The following is a 19,468-nucleotide window of genomic DNA, read 5'->3' on the forward strand; positions in this document are numbered from 1 at the left end:
GTGTCCTTGCATCGCCGTGCCGTTCTTCCGTTGCTGCTTGCCGCCGCCACCGCACTGTCCTCGCCGCAGCCGGTGCAGGCACAGAGCGCGTACTTCTTTCCGCAGGTCACCGACGCAGCGGCGTTCGATGCAGCGGTGCCCACGCCGGAGCAGTTCCTCGGCTACCCGATCGGCAGCCGTTACACCCGGCACGACCAGCTGGTGGCGTACTTCCAGGAACTGGCGAAGCGTTCCGACAAAATCAGCGTGCGCGAGATCGGTCGCAGCTATGAGGGCCGCCCGCTGCTGATCGCCACCGTCACTGCTGCAGGCAATCATGCGCGGCTGGAGCAGATCCGCCAGCAGCACGCGACCCTGGCCGATCCGGCGCAGCCGCGCAGCGCCGCCGGTGACAGCCCGGTGGTGGTATGGCTGGGCTACAGCGTGCACGGCAATGAGACCTCCAGTGCCGAAGCGGCGATGCTGACCGCTTACTACCTGGTGGCCAACCGCAGCGCGGAAATCCAGCAGTGGCTGCAGCAGGCGGTGGTGCTGTTCGACCCGGCGCAGAACCCGGACGGCCGTGATCGTGCCGCCAACTGGCACAACGCCTGGGCCTCCGACCCGGCCTCGGCCGACCCGGCCGACAAGGAGCACGTCGAGCCGTTCCCGCAGGGCCGCACCAATCACTACTTCACCGATCTCAACCGCGACTGGCTGGCCCTGACCCAGCAGGACTCGCGGCCGAAGGTGGAGGTGTTCCACCAGTGGTACCCGAACGTGCAGATCGACTTCCACGAAATGGGCAAGGACAGCACCTACTACTTCGAGCCTTCGCCGAAGAGCATGCACAGCCCGCTGATTCCGGCGGCATCGTATGAATTCAACAAGACCCTGGCCAAGTACCACGCTCAGGCGCTGGATGCCTTGGGTTCGCTGTACTACACCGGCGAGAATTTCGACAATTTCTCGCCGGTGTACGGCTCCACCTACCCGGACTTCCATGGCGCTGTCGGCGTTACCGTCGAGCAGGCCAGCTCGCGCGGTCGCGTGCAGGAATCGGTGAATGGACTGCTGACCTTCCCGTTCACCATCCGCAACCAGGTCGCCACCGGTCTGGGCACGGTGCGCGGCGCGGTGACCGAACGCAACGGCCTGTTCGACCTGCAGAAGCAGTTCTTCCAGAGCGCGTTGAAGCAGGCTGCGCAGCAGCCGGTGAAGAGCTTCGTGTTCGGCGACGCGCATGACCCGGCACTGACCCGTCGCCTGCTGGAGCTGTTGCTGTTGCATCGCATCGAGGTGCGCGCGCTGGATCGTGCAGTTACTGTCGATGGGCAGCGCTTCGATGCCGGCAGCGCCTACGTGGTGCCGGTGCAGCAGGCGCAGTTCCGCCTGGTGCATTCGATCTTTGCCGAAACGCCGCCGATCAAGGGGGATGTGTTCTACGGCAGCACCAGCTATGCGATCGCACCGGCCTACGGTGTGGCCTTCGCCGGCAGCCGCAGTCGTATCGAAGGTGGCGCCCGCGTGGCCGCGCTGCCGGAGGAGCAGGGCGCGGTCTTGGGTGGCCAGGCCGGCTTCGCCTATGTCATCGACTGGCGCGACTACAACGCCGGGCGTGCGCTGGCGGTGCTGCAGGCCAAAGGTTTGAGCACACGCGCAACGTTCCAGCCATTTACCGCTTCGACTGCACAGGGCGAGGCCGATTTCGCCGCTGGCAGCATCGTTGTTCCGGTGGCCGGGCAACCGCTGCAGGGCGCGGCGCTGCTGGATGCGGTGAGTGCTGCTGCACGCGATGCCGGCGTACGCGTACATGCGTTGTCCAGCGGCCGCAGCCGCGAAGGCATCGACCTCGGCAGTGATGGCGTCAAGGCGCTGCGCAAGCCAGCGGTGGCACTGGTGATGGGCGAGGGCGTGGCCGCCACCGAGATCGGCTCGGCCTGGTTCCTGCTCGACCAGCAGCTGCACCTGCCGGCCAGCAAGCTGGATCCGCAGCAGCTGGGCAAGGTGCCGCTGGACCGCTACACCACGATTGTGTTGTCCGGCGGTACCTATACGGGCGTCGATGCCACGGCAGTGGCTGCACTGAAGCGCTGGGTGCAGGCCGGTGGTTCGCTGGTGACCTACGGCAGTGCCTCGAAGTGGGCGATCGAGCAGAAGCTCGCCGACGGCGAAAAGCTCGGCAAGGAAGAAGAGGCTGCTGATGCAAGCCGCCGCGCGTTTGGCGACCAGCGCGACATCGCTGCGATCGAGCGGGTGAGCGGCAACATCCTCAGTGCCGATGTTGATACCAGCCATCCGCTGGCGTTCGGCGTGCCGCGCCGGCAGCCGGCGATCAACAAGGAGAACACGGTGACGCTGCAGCCGAGCACGAATCCGTTCTCGACGGTGGTGCGCATTGATACGCCACCGCGGGTGAATGGTTACCTGTCCGAGCGCAACCGTACGCGGGTGGCGGGCAGTGCATGGTTGCTGGTGTCGGCGCAGGGGCAGGGTAACGTTGTGCTGTTTGCCGATGATCCGGCGCACCGCAAGTACTGGCACGGGACGGACCGGCTGCTGATCAACGCGATCTTCTTCGGGAATCTGGTGAATCCGAGTAAAGCGCGGGGTTGAGGCGTTTGGCGCCGAGTCGTTGTTGTGCTTGGGAGGCAGGGGGCCTCAGCCAGGACACGCCGTGAACCCATCCATGGGGGCTCGATGGCGCCATCCTTGGCGCCAACGGTCCTGGCTGAGGCCCCCTGCCTCCCATGACAGTTTCCTGCGGGCGCGGACGCATCAGACCCCAAGGCGGGAGCAAGGGCAAAAGCAAAGGCAAAGGCAAAGGCATAAGCAAAGGCATAAGGCAAAGCTAGGAATTGCGGCTTCGGCTTTTGACTTTGAATTTGAATTTGATCTTTCTTCTCCCGGCTACCCGGCGGGAGAAGAAGGCGCGGGCAATGCTTGAAGCGGATGGGCGTGGGGCCAGCGCAAAACCGTGAGGCGCATGGATGCGCCGACCGAGCCCCCATGGATGGGTTTACGGCGTGTTTTGCGCTGGCCCCACGCCCATCCGCCCTCAGCGCAGCACACCGCCGGCTTCTACTCACGGTAGCCAGCAACAAAAAAGGACGGCGCGTCAGCGCCGTCCCTCGATAAGCCCCCGCGCAGCGGGAGACGTCATCCATTTCAGCTGGGATCAGCCGGCGCGACCGCCGCCGTTGCCACCCTGGCCACGACCACGGCCGCCACCATTGCCACCACCGCCACGGCGCTGGCCCTGACCCGCGCCCGCACCGGCACGCTGCTGGCCATGGCCACCGCCCTCGCGACGGCCGCCTCCGGCCTTCTTCGGGCCGGCATGCGCATGGCGCGGCGCATCGCCGTGCGGACGGCGTGCGTGGCTCTTGCGCGGTGCGCGCTCGCCGGTATCGTGCTCGGCCTTGCCCGGCGCACTGTTGCCCCAGCGGATCGGCGTCTGCAGCTCGAAGCCCGGCACATCACGGATGTCCATGTCGCGGCCCAGCAGGCGGGTAATCGCACGCAGCAGCTTCACTTCGTCCTGCGCCACCAGCGAAATCGCCTGGCCGGTGGCACCGTTACGGCCGGTACGGCCGATGCGGTGCACGTAGTCCTCGGCCACCATCGGCAGATCGAAGTTGATCACCTTCGGCAGCTCGTTGATGTCGATGCCGCGCGCGGCGATGTCGGTGGCCACCAGCACGGTCACGCGGCCGGCCTTGAAGTCACCCAGTGCACGCAGGCGCTGGCCCTGGCTCTTGTTGCCATGGATCGCCGCGGTCTTGATGCCGGACTTTTCCAGGAACGTGGCCAGCTTGTCGCTGCCGTGCTTGGTACGTGCGAAGACCAGGGTCTGCTCGCGGCTGTCCTGCGCCAGCAGGTGCAGCAGCAAGTCGCGCTTGCGGCTGCCATCGACCGGGTGCACGCGGTGGGTGATGGTTTCGGCCACGGTGTTCTTCGGCGTCACCTGGATCTGTTCCGGGTTGCGCATGAACTCCAGCGCCAGCTGGCGGATGTTGTCCTCGAAGGTGGCCGAGAACAGCAGGGTCTGGCGGTTCTGCTTCGGCAGCTTGGCCAGGATGCGCTTGATCGACGGCAGGAAGCCCATGTCGAGCATGCGGTCGGCTTCGTCCAGCACCAGCAGTTCAATGCCGGACAGGTCGATGCTGCGACGCTCCAGGTGGTCGATCAGGCGGCCCGGGCAGGCCACCAGCAGGTCCACGCCACGGCGCAGGATGTCCAGCTGGTTGCCCATGCCGACGCCGCCGTAGATGCAGGCGCTGGGGATGCGCAGGTACTTGCTGTAGCCGCGCAGGCTGTCGTGCACCTGGGTGGCCAGCTCGCGGGTCGGGGCCAGGATCAGCGCGCGCGGCTTGCGCGGGCCACTGCGCACTTCCTGCGAGGCGGTGCCCAGGTGCTGCAGCAGCGGCAGGCCGAAGGCGGCGGTCTTGCCGGTGCCGGTCTGTGCGCCGGCCAGCAGGTCGCGACCGGCCAGCGCCAGCGGGATCGCCTGCTGCTGGATCGGGGTCGGGTTTTCGTAGCCCTGCTCGGCAAGCGCACGCAGCAGGAAGGGCGCCAGGCCCAGCGATTCAAAAGACATTGAGATTGCTCCAAGTACAAGAAACGCCTGTCCAAACGGACAGACGGGGGCAGATCAAACTGATCGGCTGACTCGGAGCGTTCCCGTGAACCGCGCTGCGAGAATTGGGTGCAGCCGGCACGAAGCGCAGGCTGGAATGCGTGACGAACGGCGTCGGAGTGGGGGCGGGCGAAGAGGGCGGACCCTGGTCGCCGGCGATCCCGGAGGGAAACGGACGGCCGCTGCAGACCCCGCAAGTCTAAACGATGTTTGAGACTTCACGCAAAAAGGCCTGTTCAGGTAAGGGGCTCTCTGCAGGGCTGCGCCCTGCACCTGCAGAGGCCGGAGCAACGTCAACGTCAAAAGCTGGTTTCCTGAGGGGGGCGGGGTGGGTCCGGTGGCGGGAGACGCCGTAAACCCGTCCCTGGGGGCTTGGCCGCGGCATCCATGCCGCGGACACTCCCGCCACCGGACCCACCTCGCCTTCGACAGTTTTTCGCGATCTGCAGTAGATCCACGCCATGCGTGGATGCTCTTCGTTCAATTGTCGAAATACTCGATTTCAATGGAGATTCATCCACGCATGGCGTGGATCTACTGGCCACCGGCCTACTGTCGACGGCGGGGTACTGTGGGTTTGCGGGGTGTGAGCGGCATGGATGCCGCGACCAAGCCCCCATGGACGGGTTTACGGCGTCCCCGCAAACCCACAGTGCCCTGCCATCCCACGGAATGCCCGCTGTTGCTGTTGCGTCGGCTGTTGCCCTGGCTTGAAGCAGGTGCAGGGCTGCAAGCCCTGCTGACCCCCCACTACGGTAGGGTGGACCGATGCCGCGCTGCAGCTTGGCGCTGCCGCAGATTTGATTACACTTGAAACTTGTTTGCCCACGACTCCGGACACCCACCCATGAAGCTTGGTTCTTTGAAGGAAGGCGGCCGCGACGGCACCCTGATCGTCGTCTCGCGCGACCTGCGCCACGGCGTGCGCGCCACCGGCATTGCCGCCACCCTGCAGCAGGCCCTGGAAGACTGGAGCCACATCGCGCCGCGCCTGAACGCCCTGTATGAATCGCTCAACGCCGGCGACGCCGATGGCGTGTTCGACCTTGACCCGCAGGCACTGGCCGCGCCGATGCCGCGCGCCTATGAGTTCGTCGATGGCAGCGCGTACCTGCCGCACGTCGAACGCGTGCGCCGTGCCCGTGGCGCCGAGGTGCCGGAGAGCTTCTACACCGATCCGCTGATGTACCAGGCCACCAGTGCCGGCTTCCACGGCCCGCGCGATGCGGTCAAGGTGGTCAGCGAGGACTACGGCATCGACCTGGAAGCGGAGATCGTGGTGATCACCGACGACGTGCCGATGGCCGCCACCCCGGAGCAGGCGGCGGGCCATATCCAGCTGGTCGGCCTGGTCAACGATGTCTCGCTGCGCAACCTGATCCCGGGCGAGCTGGCCAAAGGCTTCGGCTTCCTGCAGTCCAAGCCGCGTTCGGCGCTGTCGCCGGTGTTCGTCACCCCGGATGAGCTGGGTGCGGCCTGGCAGGACAGCAAGGTGCACCTGCCGCTGCTGACCCACATCAACGGTAAGTGGTTCGGTGCGCCGGAAGCGGGCGTGGACATGCAGTTCAACTTCGCCGAGCTGGTCGCGCATGCGGCCAAGACCCGTCCGCTGGGCGCCGGCACCATCGTCGGCTCGGGCACCATCGCCAACGAAGACACCAGCAAGGGTGCATCGTGCTTCGCCGAGCAGCGCGTGGTGGAAACTCTGCGCGACGGCAAGCCGAGCACACCGTTCATGTCCTTCGGCGACGTGGTCCGCATCGAGATGCTTGATGCCGCGGGCAACAGCATCTTCGGCGCGATCGAGCAGCGCATCGAACAGGCGGCCAAGCCCTGAGCATGGAGGCGGCGATGGAGATCCTGGTTGACGACGGCCCGGTCGACGACGGCATCGTGCTGTACACCTACTGGCGATCCAGCGCCGCCTACCGCGTGCGCATCGGCCTGGAGCTGAAGGGCCTGGCCTGGGAGGCCCGGCCTGTGCACCTGGTCCGCGAGGGCGGCGAACAACACCTCGACGCCTATCGCACGCTCAATCCACAGCAGCTGGTGCCGACGCTGCTGCATGACGGTCAAGTGCTGACCCAGTCACTGGCGATCGTGGAATACCTGGATGAGTGCTTCCCGCAGGTACCGCTGCTGCCGGCCGACGCCGCCGGCCGCGCGCGGGTGCGGGCGCTGGCCCAGCTGGTGGCCTGCGATATCCATCCGATCAACAACCTGCGGGTGATGCAGTACCTGGAGCGCGACCTGCAGCTGCCGGCCGACGCCCGCGCGCAGTGGACCCTGCACTGGATGGCCGAAGGCTTCCAGGCCATGGAAACGCTGCTGGCCAACAGCGGTGACACAGGCACGTTCTGCCACGGTGATCGTCCGGGCCTGGCCGACCTCTGCCTGCTGCCGCAGCTCTACAACGCACACCGCTTCGGCCTGGACCTGACGCCGTACCCGACCCTGCGCCGCATCGAAGCGGCCTGCCAGGCGCTGGACGCCTTCGACCGCGCCCGCCCGGAAAACCAGCCCGACGCCGCCTGAACCCAAAAAAAGGGGCGGAGTGGATTACGTCGTAAATGCATATACGACTTAATCCCCTCCGTCCCCTTCTTGCAGAAGTTGCGCGAGATCATCGCGGAACAGCGCATAGGCCTGTTCGCGGCGGGCGCCATCGCCCTGCCGCAGCACCCACGCCGGATGCACGGTGGCGTAGCCGCGGGTGCCGTCCTCCAGCGTGTGCCAGCGTCCACGGTCGCGTGACAGATTGACATCACGGCCAAATACCGAGGCTGCCGCGGTTGCGCCGAGGCAGACGATGACCTGCGGCCGCACCCGCGCGATCTCGCCCATCAGCCATGGCCGGCAGGCCTGGATGTGGCGGCTTTCCGGACGCTTGTGCAGCCGGATCTTGCCGCGGCGCTCATGGTGGAAGTGCTTCACCGCATTGGTCAGGTACAGCGTGGCGCGATCGATTCCCAGCTCGGCCAGGGCACGATCCAGCAGCTGGCCGGCCGGGCCGGCGAATGGCTGGCCGCGCAGATCCTCGACGTCGCCCGGCTGCTCGCCGACCACCATGATCGGGGCATCGGCCGGGCCTTCACCGAACACCCCCTGCGTGGCCGCTTCCCACAGCGGGCACTGGCGGCAGGCCAGCGCCTGTTGGCGCAGTGTCTGCAATCCCTTGGCGTCGGCGGCGGGCATTGGCGCCAGCGCCCGCGCAGGTATCTTCCGTTGCGGTGCCTGCGCGGGCCGGTCATGCATTTCCTGCACGCGATCGCCCGCATCGCGCACCAGGCGCGGCAGCAGCTGCGCCTCGGGCAGGTGGCGCCAGTACTTGGCCGGCATCTCCTGCATCATCATCCGGGTATTGAGCCGCGCCGGATTGAAGATGCTGGCGTAATAGGTCTGCCACAGCGCCTCCCGTGCATCCTCTGCCGGGGCGTCCTCGCGCCGTGCGCCGGGGCCGAAGGCCAGCGCTTGTCCATCCCATGCCACGCTGCGTGACGGCGTCAGGATGGCCCAGTGCATGCCGGTGAAGCGGCGCGCGAAAAACGGCGCCACCCGATCGACGATGTGGTGCTGTGGCTCGAACCACGCGATGAACGCCTCGGGCTGGCCGGGCACCTCGCGGAAGCGCACGAACGCCTTCATCTTGTGGGTATCGCGGCGAACGGCCTGGGCGAGCGCGGTTGCGCGCAGCACGTCGGCATCGGCGGGATTCGACAGCACCGAGCGCTCGCCATGGGTGATGCGCCACAGCAGCCGGTACAACAGGGCCATGCGCTGCATATCGCGGTGGCACAGGCAGGTGGCCGCCAGTTCAAGGAAGTCGCGCGGTACGTTCGGCACGCCGGCGTCGGCCAGCACGGGCGCGGAGCTGACCGCCGGCGCATCCAGCAGTGATGCGTCGCTGCCCTCCAGCCAGTCGAGCTGGTCCGGTGCGATGCCGCGCAACAGGGCTTCGCGGGCACCGTTGCGCCAGGCCTCCAGTGACCACGGCGGCTCCACCCGCAGCGACCAGCGCTGTGCGTCAGGCTGGCGGTGGGGCATCGAACAGCGATCCCTGACGGGGCGGTGGGGCCAATTGGGCGCGCAGCGCCGCCGGATCGTCCAGCGCCCTGCGCGGGTGGTGGTCGGCCAGCAGCACGAATGGCAGCAGTTTGCTCATCGGCGCCTTCAGGCGTGCCACATCGGCAACCCGCAGGCGACCGTGGCGGCGCGCCATCAGCACCCGCTTCACATTGCGCACGCCCAGCCCGGGTACGCGCAGCAGCATTTCCTTCGGCGCGCGGTTGAGATCCACGGGGAAGCGTTCTGGGTGGCGGATCGCCCAGGCCATCTTCGGGTCGATGTCCAGATCGAGCATGCCGGCCTGGGTGGTATCGGTGATTTCATCCACGCCATAGCCGTAGAAGCGCAGCAGCCAGTCGGCCTGGTAGAGGCGGTGCTCGCGCTGCAGGGGCGGCGGCTGCAGCGGCAGCTGGCGGCTGGCATCCGGAATCGGGCTGAAGGCGGAGTAGTACACCCGGCGCATCCGGTAGTTGCCGTACAACGCATCGGCGCTGGCGAGAATCTGCCGGTCGTTGGCGCCGTCGGCGCCGACGATCATCTGCGTGCTCTGCCCGGCCGGTGCGAAGCGGGGAGGGCGCGGACGCGCGCTGCGGATGGTCACCGGCGCGACCAATGCTGGCGCCTTGCGCGCTTCCTTGGCTTCCTCGATGCGCCAGCGCAGCTCGCCCATCGCACCGCGGATCGACTGTACGGTCTTCTCCGGTGCCAGCGCGCTCAGCCCGGCTTCGGTGGGCAGCTCCACGTTGATCGACAGCCGGTCGGCGTAGCGCCCGGCACTGGCCAGCAGTTCCGGCGACGCTTCGGGAATGGTCTTGAGGTGGATGTAACCGGCGTAGCGGTGTTCCTCGCGCAGTTGCCGCGCTACTTCCACCATCTGCTCCATGGTGTAGTCCGCATTGCGGATGATGCCGCTGGAAAGGAACAGGCCCTCGATGTAGTTGCGCTTGTAGAAGTCCAGCGTCAGCGCGACCACCTCGTCCACGCTGAAGCGCGCGCGGGGCACATTGCTGGACACGCGGTTCACGCAGTACGCGCAGTCGTAGACGCAGAAGTTGGTCAGCAGGATCTTCAGCAACGAAACGCAACGGCCATCCGGCGTATAGCTGTGGCAGATGCCCATGCCTTCGGTGCTGCCGATGCCGCCGCTGGCGCGTGAGTCGCGCTTGCCCGAGCCGCTGGAGGCGCAGGAGGCATCGTATTTGGCGGCGTCAGCCAGGATGGCAAGCTTGCGGATGGTTTCCATTGCGGAAACCTACGGATCGGCGGTCTCATTGGATGAGACCGCCCCTGAACCCTTCAGGTCAGAACCCGTGGGTGATGCTCGGCGCGCCGGCCGAGAAATCCGCGTACGGGTCGTGTTCGCCGCTGCTGCCTTCGGACAGGCGGAACTTCAGCGCCAGGCCATCGCGCGAGTCGGCCGCGCGCAGGGCCTCCTCCTGCTCGATGGTGCCAGCCTTGGCCAGCCGGAACAGGCACTGGTCGAAGCTCTCCATGCCTTCCTCCAGCGAGCCTTCCATCGCAGCCTTGATCTCGTGCACCTGGCCGCGGCGCAGCAGGTCGCGGATCATCGGCGTGTTGATCAGCACCTCGGTGGCCGGCAGGCGACGGCCTTCCTTGTTCTTCACCAGGCGCTGGCTGATCACTGCACGCAGGTTCAGCGCGAGGTTCATCAGCACGTTCTTGTGCGCGCTTTCCGGGAAGAAGTTGAGGATGCGCTCGATGGTCTGGTCGGCGTTGTTGGAGTGCAGGGTGGCCAGGCACAGGTGGCCGGTCTCGGCGAAAGCGATGGCGGCCTCCATCGTTTCCGCGTCCAGGATCTCGCCGATCAGGATCACGTCCGGCGCTTCACGCATCGCGTTCTTCAGCGCGTTGTGGAAGGCATGGGTGTCCAGCCCGACCTCGCGCTGGTTGACGATCGACATCTTGTGCTTGTGCAGGTACTCGATCGGGTCCTCGATGGTGAGGATGTGACCGGTGGTGGTGCTGTTGCGGTGGTCGATCATCGACGCCAGCGAGGTGGACTTGCCGGAACCGGTGGACCCCACCACCAGCACCAGCCCGCGCGGGGTCATGATGACGTCCTTCAGGACCTGCGGCAGGTTCAGCTCCTCGATGCTCGGGATGCGGCTGCGGATGGCGCGGATGACCATGCCGACCTCGCCCCGCTGCTTGAACACGTTGACGCGGAAGCGCCCGGCATCGGGCAGGGCGATGGCCATGTTGAGCTCCAGCTCGCGCTCGAACTGCGGCACCTGGCCTTCGTCCATCAGCGAGTAGGCGATCTTCTTGACCATGCCCGGCGGCAGGCCGGTGTTGCCCAGCGGATAAAGCTTCCCCTCGATCTTGATGTAGACCGGTGCTCCGGTGGTCAGGAACATGTCCGAAGCGTTCTTTTCGGTCATCAGCTTCAGGAAGTAGCCGATATCCATTGCGAATTTTCCCCAACGAAACGGCCGACGCCCGTTGCCAGCACGGTGTCGGCTTGACGACAATGGCCGTGAACCGACAACCGGTACGGCCTCCCCAATGAAACGACTTAGCTTCGCACGAATGCGCCATGGCCTGTATGTGATGGCGTTTGCATTCGCACTGTCTGCCCCCGCCTGGGCGCAGGACGGCGCACTGGAACTGGCCCAGGCCCGGCAGGCGGTCGACAAGGCCACCCAGGCCGACGCCGACCAGTACGCCCCGGACCTGATCGGGCTGGCCCGGCAGGGGCTGGAGCAGGCCCAGCGTGCTGCCGGCGACCGCCGCGAGCGCAAGAACGCCCCGGCGATCGCCCTGCGCGCCGCCGCCGATGCCGACCTGGCCCGCGTCCGCAGCGAGGAAGCCACCGTGACTGCCCAGCTGCAGCTGCGCCGCAACGAGGTCAACCAGCTGCAACGCCAGCTGTCGACCGGGGAGGACCGCCGGTGAAGCCGATGACTGCCGCAACCCTGGCCGCGCTGCTGGCGCTGCCGCCCCTGGCCGTGGCCGCCGACAACCCGATGGTGGCGCAGCTGAGCCAGCGCCTGATGGCCATCCAGGCCAATCCCGACACCGCTGAGCTGGGCGCCTTCGAGCGCATGCAGGCCCAGCAGGCCATCGCCACCTTGGACAAGGCCAAGCGCCGCGACCAGGAGCTGGCCACCTACCTGGCCGAGCGCCGGGTGGAGATTGCCGAGACCGCCGTGCGTACCGCACTGGCCGCGCGTGAGGTCGATCGCCTTGATCGCACCCGCAGTGACCTGCTGATCGAGGCCAGCCGCCGCGATGCCGCCCGTGCCCGCCAGGAGGCCGAGCAGCTGCGCATGCAGGCACAGATGCAGGCCGAGGAGGCCGAGCGCCTGCGCCAGGCCGCCGAGGCCGAAACCCTGGCCCGCCAGGACGCCGAGAACGCCTTGACCAGCGTGGCTGGCAAGCAGCAGCAGCGCCTCAGCGCCGCCCAGCAGAACGCCGCCAAGCTGGCCCGCGAGGAAGCCGAGCTGGTGTCCGGTCAGAAACTGCCGGCCTCGAAGTTCGATGGTCGCGGCGAGGTCTTCACCTTCCGTGGTGACGCGTTCACCGCCGGCGCCTCCAGCCTGTCCGGCGGGGCCCGCAACCAGGCCAAGGCACTGGCCGAATACCTGAACATCGGCAAGAAGGGCCGCCTGCGCATCGAGGCCTACGACAACGCGAACGGCGTGGGCCAGAAGCGTGCCGAAGCGCTGCGCGATGCCCTGGTCGCGGCCGGTGTCGCCAGCAACCGGATCCAGCTCGCCGGCAAGAAGGCGGCCTCCACCCAGGCGCGCTCGGCCGAGGTCATTATTGCCCCGTAATTGATTGATATTGTTTGTTTTTCGTTGTGATGAGCATTCAGCCTGAACCCCGCCCCGGCGGGGTTCGGTCTTTTTGCCGCAGGGGTCTTGTACCCCGCCTTGAGCAGGCGTAGGGTCAATCGTCCGGGACGCAATGCCGCGGACCGGACGATGGGAGGGCCGGGCCGATGCAAACAGGGCGCGAACCGCAGCGAATCGACGTGCGCAGGCCAGTGCCGCAGGTCGTTGCAGGCGTCCAGGTGGCCATCGACCGGCGCTCCTCCATGAACAACGCCCCGTGCCTTGCGGCCGGGGCGTTCGTGTATCTGTCGAAGGAGGTCCATCATGTTTGAAGATCAGCCCCAGAGCGAGATCGACGCCCGTCGCGCGCGTGATCCGGAGTTCAGGGCACTCCATGACCAGCACCGCAAGTTGAACAAGAAGTGCATGGACGCGGAGTTGGGTGTACTCCCGATCGATGATGTCACCCTGGGTCGCATGAAGCGCGAAAAGCTGCTGGCCAAGCAACGACTTCTGCGAATGTACGAAACACCGCTCCCAACGACGTCCCCCACGCTTTGACGCACCCCGTCACGCCCGGAACGGCGTGACCCGGCCATCGATGGCCCCGCCGGGCGCTTCTGCCCCGGCATCGCGGCACCGCCGATGAGGCGGCCGCGCCAAGGCACCACAAGCGGTGGTGCCTTGGCCTGCAGGCACGACTCACCGATGCGGGCGGTACCGGTCTCCTCGTCGATCCGGGGCCGTCCGCATCTCTTTTTTACGGCGGGCACGCCGCTGCCGCAGCGACCTGACTTTCATCGCCATCCGTCGGATAATCATCGGTCCGGCCCTGCGTGGCGCGAACCGAAAGTCCTCCGAATGCCCATCCATTCTTCCGTCCTCGAACTCATCGGCCAGACCCCGATCGTCAAGGCCCAGCGCCTGGACACCGGCGTCTGCGAGCTCTACCTGAAGCTGGAGAGCGCCAACCCGGGCGGATCGATCAAGGATCGCATCGGCCTGTCGATGATCGAAGCGGCGGAGAAGCGCGGCGACCTGAAGCCCGGCGCGACCCTGGTCGAGGGCACCGCAGGCAACACCGGCCTGGGCCTGGCCCTGGTGGCCCAGCAGAAGGGCTACAAGCTCATTCTGGTCGTTCCCGACAAGATGAGCCGGGAAAAGATCTTCAACCTGAAGGCGATGGGCGCTGAAGTGCGTCTGACCCGCTCGGACGTGGCCAAGGGCCACCCTGAGTACTACCAGGATCTGGCCAAGACCATCGCCGAGCAGACCCCGGGCGCGTACTTCATCAACCAGTTCGGCAACCCGGACAACCCGGCCGCGCATGAATTCGGTACCGGCCCGGAGATCCTTGAGCAGATGGGCGGCGACCTCGATGCCATCGTGTTCGGCTGTGGCAGCTCCGGCACCATGACCGGCCTGTCGCGCGCCTTCGCCAAGCTGTCGCCGAAGACCGAGCTGGTGCTGGCCGATCCGGTCGGCTCGATCCTGGCCGAGTACATCAACGACGGCAATCTGAACGACAAGTCGGGCAGCTGGCTGGTGGAGGGCATCGGCGAGGACTTCCTGCCGTCGATCTCCGACTTCAGCCGCGTCAAGAAGGCCTATGCCATCAGCGACGCCGAGAGCTTCCACACCGCGCGCGAGCTGCTGGGCAAGGAAGGCATCCTGGGCGGTTCGTCCACCGGCACCCTGCTGGCGGCGGCCCTGAAGTACTGCAAGGAACAGACCACGCCGAAGAAGGTGCTGGTGCTGGTGTGCGACACCGGCAACAAGTACCTGTCGAAGATGTACAACGACTACTGGATGCTGGACAACGGCTTCCTGGAACGCCCGCAGCACGGCGACCTGCGCGACCTGATCCTGCGCCCGTACGGCCAGCGCGACACTGTCGTGATCGGCCCGAACGACCTGCTGACCACCGCGTACCAGCGCATGAAGCTGTATGACGTGTCGCAGCTGCCGGTGATGGACGGCGACCAGCTGGTCGGCATCGTCGACGAAAGCGACGTGCTGCTGCATGTGTATGGCGATGAGGCGCGCTTCCGCGACACCGTCGCCACCGCCATGGTCAGCAAGCTGGACCGGCTGGACGTGAAGTCGCCGATCGAGGCGCTGCTGCCGGTGTTCGACCGCGGGCAGGTGGCGATCGTGATGGACGGCGACACTTTCCTGGGCCTGATCACCCGTATCGACCTGCTGAACTATCTGCGCCGCCGCGTGCAGTAAGCCGCTGATCGCTGCAGATCACCACTGAATTCCGGTTTATTTGCGTCAAAGCTCGTTAAGGCTGCGCTGATAGACTCCCGATCCTTTGACGGCGCCGCACGTCGGCGCCATTCAGGAAACGACATGTCCAACTCCTCTTCGCCCGACCGCGCGCTGGCCCTGGCTACCCTGGCCATCCACGGCGGTCAGTCGCCCGATCCCAGCACCGGCGCGGTGATGCCACCGATCTACGCCACCTCGACCTATGCCCAGTCCAGCCCGGGCGAGCACCAGGGCTTCGAGTACTCGCGTACCCACAACCCGACCCGCTTCGCCTATGAGCGGTGCGTGGCGTCGCTGGAAGGCGGCACCCGCGGCTTTGCGTTCGCTTCGGGCATGGCGGCCAGCTCGACCGTGATCGAACTGCTGGACGCCGGCAGCCACGTGGTGGCGATGGACGACATCTACGGCGGCAGCTTCCGCCTGTTCGAGCGTGTGCGTCGCCGCACCGCCGGGCTGGACTTCAGCTTCGTCGACCTGACCGATCTGGCGGCGTTTGAAGCCTCCATCACGCCGAAGACGAAGATGGTCTGGATCGAGACCCCGACCAACCCGATGCTGAAGATCGTCGACATCGCCGCGGTTGCCGCCATCGCCAAGCGCCATGGCCTGATCGTGGTGGTCGACAACACCTTCGCCTCGCCGATGCTGCAGCGTCCGCTGGAGCTGGGCGCGGACCTGGTGCTGCATTCGGCCACCAAGTACCTCAACGGCCACTCGGACATGGTCGGCGGCATGGTGGTGGTCGGCGACAACGCCGAACTGGCCGAGCAGATGGCCTTCCTGCAGAACTCGGTGGGTGGCGTGCAGGGCCCGTTCGACAGCTTCCTGGCCCTGCGTGGCCTGAAGACCCTGCCGCTGCGCATGAAGGCGCACTGCGCCAACGCGCTGGCCCTGGCCCAGTGGCTGGAAAAGCATCCGGCGGTGGAAAAGGTGATCTACCCGGGCCTGCCGTCGCACCCGCAGCATGAGCTGGCGACCCGCCAGATGGGCGGCTACGGCGGCATCGTCTCGATCGTCCTCAAGGGCGGTTTCGAGGCGGCCAAGCGCTTCTGCGAGAAGACCGAGCTGTTCACCCTGGCCGAGTCGCTGGGTGGCGTGGAAAGCCTGGTCAACCACCCGGCGGTGATGACGCATGCCTCGATCCCGGTTGCGCGGCGGGAGCAGCTGGGGATCAGTGATGCGCTGGTAAGGCTGAGCGTGGGCGTGGAGGATCTGGGGGATCTGCAGGTGGATCTGGAAAGGGCGTTGGGTTGAGATGAGAGTGATCTCTGCTCCGATGAGGGCAACCCAAACCGGTAGTTGCTCATGACCCGCCATGCGTTGGCTGGCCCGTCGGTGGCGTCGGTCTCGTTTTCCGCGTGGATCAGGCGGGGGGCGGTCGCCGCCTATCGCGCACTGTTGCCGCAGCATCTGCGTGAGCGCATCCGCCAGCGGCGCGACCGCAAGCTGTTCGCCTCGGTGAGCTTTGGCAATCTTGGCGACTGGCCTGCGCCCGCTACACCACCGGTGCCGGGTGTACTGCCGGCGACGGACTCCTTCAGCAGCGGTGCCAATCTGCTGGGGTACATCAGTGGTCAGTTCGGATTGGGCGTCAGTGCGCGTGCTTACTCCAGCGCGCTGCTGCAGGTTGGGTATCCGGTAACCCTGATTGATTCGGACATCGATATTCCGCACTCACGTGCTGACAGAAGCTTGGCCGGGCACGTTGCTGCATCCAGCACAAGCTTTGATACCACGGTGGTGTTCGTCAATCCTGATCAGTTCGATGCGGCAATTGATTCGGTGGGTCGGCAGCGCTTGGGCAGGCGTGTGATCGGCTGCTGGTTCTGGGAGTTGCCGCAGGCTCCGGAGGCTTGGAGGGGAGCTATCGAGCAGGTGGATGAGATCGTAGTGGCTACCGCGTTCGTCGCTGAAGCGTTCCGGGCTGTTACCGACAAGCCGGTCACCCGTATTCCCTTTCCGCTCCTGCCGGCCGCCACCAGTGCTTTGACCAGGGGCCATCTCGGGTTGCCGGATGATGCATACGTGTTCCTATGCACTTTTGACTGCAATTCGTCATTGGACCGCAAGAACCCGGAAGGGGTGATCAACGCCTTCCTTCGCGCATTCCCCGCAGATCGGAATGACGTCCGGCTGTTGCTGAAATCGAGCAACGGCATGCGGAACCCGGAGTTGCTGCGCCGGCTTGCAATGGCAACCCAAGGCGACCCACGCATCATGTTGCGTGATGGGGTGATCGACGTCAGTCACGTCAATGCACTACAGGCACTGAGCGACTGCTACGTATCCCTGCATCGTGCCGAAGGCCTGGGGTTGGGCATGGCCGAGTGCATGCGCCTTGGAAAACCGGTGATTGCAACGGCATGGTCGGGCAATCGCGACTTCATGGATGAGGGCAACAGTTTCCTTGTCGACTACAGCTTGGTGCCGGTGAGGCCGGGCCAGTATCCTCATGCGGAAGGCCAGGTATGGGCGGAGCCGGACATCGACCATGCGGCGAAGCAGATGCAACGTGTCGTGGCGGATCCGGAGCATGCCTTGCGTGTCGCCCAAGCCGGGCGTGCGACCATCCTGCAGGACATGTCGCTGGAGCGTACCGGCCGGCTGTTCGCGACTCATCTTGATCGGCCCTCCGGTCTGGACCACGCCGACCGCGACGATGCGGCGGACAACGAGGCTGCATCCACGTGATCAATGTACTGCGCTCCCTTTGGGGCTATCGCTATTTCATCCTGTCCTCGATCAGGAACGATCTGCGGGCCCGGTTCGCCCGCAGCAAGCTGGGCGGACTTTGGATGATCATCCACCCGTTGGCGCAGGTGCTGATCTTCGCACTGATCCTGTCTGAAGTGCTGTCGGCGAAACTGCCGGGCGTCAACAACAAATATGCTTATGCCCTCTATCTGATGGCAGGCATGCTGTTCTGGACCCTCTTCTCCGAAACGCTGAGTCGATGCGTGAACCTGTTCATCGACAATGGCAATCTGATGAAGAAAATGGCGTTTCCGCGGCTGTGCCTGCCCATCATCGCGGCAGGAACGATGCTGGTTACCAATCTGTTGCTGACCTGCGCCATTTTCGGTGTGTTTGCGGCGCTTGGTCACTATCCGGACAGCAACGCGCTCTGGCTCCCGCTGCTGATCCTGATGACGCTTGCATTGTCTGTCAGCTTGGGGACGCTGCTTGGGGTCATCAACGTATTCATGCGTGACCTTGGCCAGATTGTGCCGGTGGTGCTGAATGCGCTGTTCTGGCTTACACCTGTTGTCTACAACCTCAATACGCTGCCTCCGAAGCTGCAGGCGTGGTTTGCCTACAACCCATTGTACGCACTGGTCAGCAGCTACCAGAACGTGTTGGTCTACAACAAGCCGCCAGCCTGGGACCAGTTGAGCATGCTGGTGATCGTTACCGCTGTACTGGCAGTGATGGCGTTGGTGATGTTCCGCAAATCCGGTGCCGATATGGTGGATGCCCTATGAGCTCCTTGTTGACCGTGCAGGACGTCGGCAAGTCCTATTCGACCTGGCGCAGCGAGTGGATGCGCGTTTTTTCTTGGTTCGGCCTACCCTTCAAGCCTATCGAGCAGCATTGGGTGCTGCGTGATATCTCCTTCGCCGTGGGGCGGGGTGAGAGCGTGGGCATCGTAGGACAGAACGGCGCTGGTAAAAGCACGCTGCTGAAGATGATCACCGGGACGTCGCAACCGACCCGCGGCCGGGTGGTGCAGTCAGGCAAGGTTGCCGCCATCCTGGAACTCGGCATGGGCTTCAACCCGGACCTGACTGGCCGGCAGAACGTGTTCCATGCTGCGGGTCTGATGGGGCATGCACAGGCTGCTATCGCCGATGCGATAGACGCGATTGAGGCATTCGCCGAGATTGGCGAGTACTTTGATGCGCCGGTCCGGACATACTCCAGCGGCATGCAGATGCGCGTGGCCTTCAGTGTCGCAACAGCATTTCGCCCCGATCTATTGATTGTCGACGAGGCGCTTTCCGTCGGCGACGCCTACTTCGTGCACAAGTGTTTTGACCGGATCAAGGCATTCCAGGCCGAAGGAACGAGCCTGCTGTTCGTTTCGCACGACCCGACTGCCGTGCAGGTGCTCTGCGATCGCGCGATCCTGCTTGATGGCGGCACCATGGTGATGGATGGTGAGCCGAAACAGGTAATGGACTATTACAATGCACTCATCGCCCAGAAGGAGCAGGGCACAATCAATCTGACTGCGCGGGAAGATGGTGGTACCACGGTCGAGTCGGGGACTGGTGAAGCCACCATCGAATCGGTGTCGCTGATGGACGTGCATGGCAAGGCCACCGAGTATGTTGCGGTGGGCGAACCGGTGCGTTTGCGTATTACGGTCAGGACTCGCCAGGATCTGGAACGGCTGGTTCTGGGTTACATGATCCGTGACCGGCTTGGCCAGGCCATCTTTGGTACGAACACTTTCCATACGGACCAGATGCTGGAAAACGTTGCGGCCGGTCGGATATTGACCTTCGACATCGATTTCCAGGCCGAGCTCGGTCCGGGAACGTACTCGGTATCGATCTCGCTCAGCGACACGCGCGACCATCTTGGCAAGAATTACCAGTGGCGCGACATGGCGCTGGTGTTCTCCGTGGCAAACCTTGACAAGCAGTACTTCGTTGGCACCAGTTGGTTGCCATCGCAGATTTCGATCACCCAGAGTTGATCGGTACTGTTT

At 65.4% G+C, this 19,468-nt stretch carries 15 protein-coding genes; 11 read left to right on the forward strand and 4 right to left on the reverse strand.

Features of this window, described 5'->3' with window-relative positions; all coding sequences use genetic code 11:
* The gene (locus AC5P8D_RS17385; protein WP_495203520.1) at nt 1-2,595 is read left to right on the forward strand and encodes a M14 family zinc carboxypeptidase; all 2,595 of its coding nucleotides are present in this window, start codon (nt 1-3) and stop codon (nt 2,593-2,595) included.
* A gap of 562 nt (nt 2,596-3,157) precedes the next feature.
* Here the strand turns inward: AC5P8D_RS17385 and AC5P8D_RS17390 are convergent.
* Nucleotides 3,158-4,579 carry a DEAD/DEAH box helicase gene (locus tag AC5P8D_RS17390; protein ID WP_043398815.1) on the reverse strand — a complete coding sequence of 474 codons (1,422 nt, stop codon included), beginning with the start codon at nt 4,577-4,579 and terminating at the stop codon, nt 3,158-3,160.
* Nucleotides 4,580-5,465: 886 nt separating this feature from the next.
* Here AC5P8D_RS17390 and AC5P8D_RS17395 point away from each other — a divergent pair.
* Both AC5P8D_RS17395 and maiA read left to right on the forward strand, forming a co-directional pair.
* Nucleotides 5,466-6,455, forward strand: a complete 990-nt coding sequence (locus AC5P8D_RS17395) for a fumarylacetoacetate hydrolase family protein (RefSeq protein ID WP_043398812.1) — start codon at nt 5,466-5,468, stop codon at nt 6,453-6,455.
* A gap of 14 nt (nt 6,456-6,469) precedes the next feature.
* On the forward strand, nt 6,470-7,153 hold the full coding sequence (maiA, locus tag AC5P8D_RS17400; protein WP_241883055.1) for a maleylacetoacetate isomerase: 684 nt from the start codon (nt 6,470-6,472) through the stop codon (nt 7,151-7,153).
* 48 nt (nt 7,154-7,201) lie between these two features.
* On the opposite strand, the gene AC5P8D_RS17405 is transcribed toward maiA, so the two are convergent.
* Genes AC5P8D_RS17405 through AC5P8D_RS17415 form a run of 3 tightly spaced genes read right to left on the reverse strand, consistent with a single transcriptional unit; the run spans nt 7,202 to nt 11,112 of the window.
* A complete protein-coding gene (locus AC5P8D_RS17405; protein WP_495203521.1) occupies nt 7,202-8,662 on the reverse strand; it encodes a UdgX family uracil-DNA binding protein in 1,461 nt (486 codons plus the stop codon).
* A complete protein-coding gene (locus AC5P8D_RS17410) occupies nt 8,643-9,926 on the reverse strand; it encodes a putative DNA modification/repair radical SAM protein (protein WP_414614756.1) in 1,284 nt (427 codons plus the stop codon). Before AC5P8D_RS17410 ends, AC5P8D_RS17405 begins: the two co-directional genes overlap by 20 nt.
* Before the next feature lie 58 nt (nt 9,927-9,984).
* A complete protein-coding gene (locus AC5P8D_RS17415) occupies nt 9,985-11,112 on the reverse strand; it encodes a PilT/PilU family type 4a pilus ATPase (protein WP_043398800.1) in 1,128 nt (375 codons plus the stop codon).
* A gap of 121 nt (nt 11,113-11,233) precedes the next feature.
* Here AC5P8D_RS17415 and AC5P8D_RS17420 point away from each other — a divergent pair, with 121 nt between their 5' ends.
* From AC5P8D_RS17420 to AC5P8D_RS17455, 8 genes are all read left to right on the forward strand, one after another.
* Nucleotides 11,234-11,599, forward strand: a complete 366-nt coding sequence (locus AC5P8D_RS17420; protein WP_010480631.1) for a DUF4398 domain-containing protein — start codon at nt 11,234-11,236, stop codon at nt 11,597-11,599.
* Nucleotides 11,596-12,480 carry an OmpA family protein gene (locus AC5P8D_RS17425; RefSeq protein WP_100050049.1) on the forward strand — a complete coding sequence of 295 codons (885 nt, stop codon included), beginning with the start codon at nt 11,596-11,598 and terminating at the stop codon, nt 12,478-12,480. Before AC5P8D_RS17420 ends, AC5P8D_RS17425 begins: the two co-directional genes overlap by 4 nt.
* Nucleotides 12,481-12,804: 324 nt before the next feature.
* The gene (locus AC5P8D_RS17430) at nt 12,805-13,041 is read left to right on the forward strand and encodes an HP1242/YdcH family protein (protein WP_005407964.1); all 237 of its coding nucleotides are present in this window, start codon (nt 12,805-12,807) and stop codon (nt 13,039-13,041) included.
* Between the two features lie 300 nt (nt 13,042-13,341).
* A complete protein-coding gene (locus AC5P8D_RS17435) occupies nt 13,342-14,712 on the forward strand; it encodes a pyridoxal-phosphate dependent enzyme (RefSeq protein ID WP_197579066.1) in 1,371 nt (456 codons plus the stop codon).
* Between the two features lie 123 nt (nt 14,713-14,835).
* Nucleotides 14,836-16,008: a cystathionine gamma-synthase gene (locus AC5P8D_RS17440; RefSeq protein WP_495203522.1), complete on the forward strand. Its 1,173-nt coding sequence runs from the start codon at nt 14,836-14,838 to the stop codon at nt 16,006-16,008.
* Between the two features lie 51 nt (nt 16,009-16,059).
* Complete coding sequence (locus tag AC5P8D_RS17445; RefSeq protein WP_495203523.1) at nt 16,060-17,445, forward strand: glycosyltransferase family 4 protein; 1,386 nt, start codon at nt 16,060-16,062, stop codon at nt 17,443-17,445.
* Nucleotides 17,442-18,236, forward strand: a complete 795-nt coding sequence (locus tag AC5P8D_RS17450; RefSeq protein ID WP_495203524.1) for an ABC transporter permease — start codon at nt 17,442-17,444, stop codon at nt 18,234-18,236. Before AC5P8D_RS17445 ends, AC5P8D_RS17450 begins: the two co-directional genes overlap by 4 nt.
* Nucleotides 18,233-19,456, forward strand: coding sequence for an ABC transporter ATP-binding protein (locus tag AC5P8D_RS17455; protein ID WP_312785462.1), 1,224 nt, complete (start codon nt 18,233-18,235; stop codon nt 19,454-19,456). The genes AC5P8D_RS17450 and AC5P8D_RS17455 overlap by 4 nt, the downstream gene beginning before the upstream one ends.
* The last annotated feature ends 12 nt before the right edge of the window (nt 19,457-19,468 follow it).

The organism is Stenotrophomonas sp. YJH_SMC_101-4, assembly GCF_059370395.1.

Coding starts and splice junctions, on each gene's coding strand:
- AC5P8D_RS17440 (WP_495203522.1), top strand. CDS start 14,836: ATGTCCAACTCCTCTTCGCCCGACCGCGCGCTGGCCCTGGCTACCCTG.
- maiA (WP_241883055.1), top strand. CDS start 6,470: ATGGAGATCCTGGTTGACGACGGCCCGGTCGACGACGGCATCGTGCTG.
- AC5P8D_RS17395 (WP_043398812.1), top strand. CDS start 5,466: ATGAAGCTTGGTTCTTTGAAGGAAGGCGGCCGCGACGGCACCCTGATC.
- AC5P8D_RS17420 (WP_010480631.1), top strand. CDS start 11,234: ATGCGCCATGGCCTGTATGTGATGGCGTTTGCATTCGCACTGTCTGCC.
- AC5P8D_RS17445 (WP_495203523.1), top strand. CDS start 16,060: ATGACCCGCCATGCGTTGGCTGGCCCGTCGGTGGCGTCGGTCTCGTTT.
- AC5P8D_RS17455 (WP_312785462.1), top strand. CDS start 18,233: ATGAGCTCCTTGTTGACCGTGCAGGACGTCGGCAAGTCCTATTCGACC.
- AC5P8D_RS17430 (WP_005407964.1), top strand. CDS start 12,805: ATGTTTGAAGATCAGCCCCAGAGCGAGATCGACGCCCGTCGCGCGCGT.
- AC5P8D_RS17435 (WP_197579066.1), top strand. CDS start 13,342: ATGCCCATCCATTCTTCCGTCCTCGAACTCATCGGCCAGACCCCGATC.
- AC5P8D_RS17415 (WP_043398800.1), bottom strand. CDS start 11,112: ATGGATATCGGCTACTTCCTGAAGCTGATGACCGAAAAGAACGCTTCG.
- AC5P8D_RS17390 (WP_043398815.1), bottom strand. CDS start 4,579: ATGTCTTTTGAATCGCTGGGCCTGGCGCCCTTCCTGCTGCGTGCGCTT.
- AC5P8D_RS17405 (WP_495203521.1), bottom strand. CDS start 8,662: ATGCCCCACCGCCAGCCTGACGCACAGCGCTGGTCGCTGCGGGTGGAG.
- AC5P8D_RS17410 (WP_414614756.1), bottom strand. CDS start 9,926: ATGGAAACCATCCGCAAGCTTGCCATCCTGGCTGACGCCGCCAAATAC.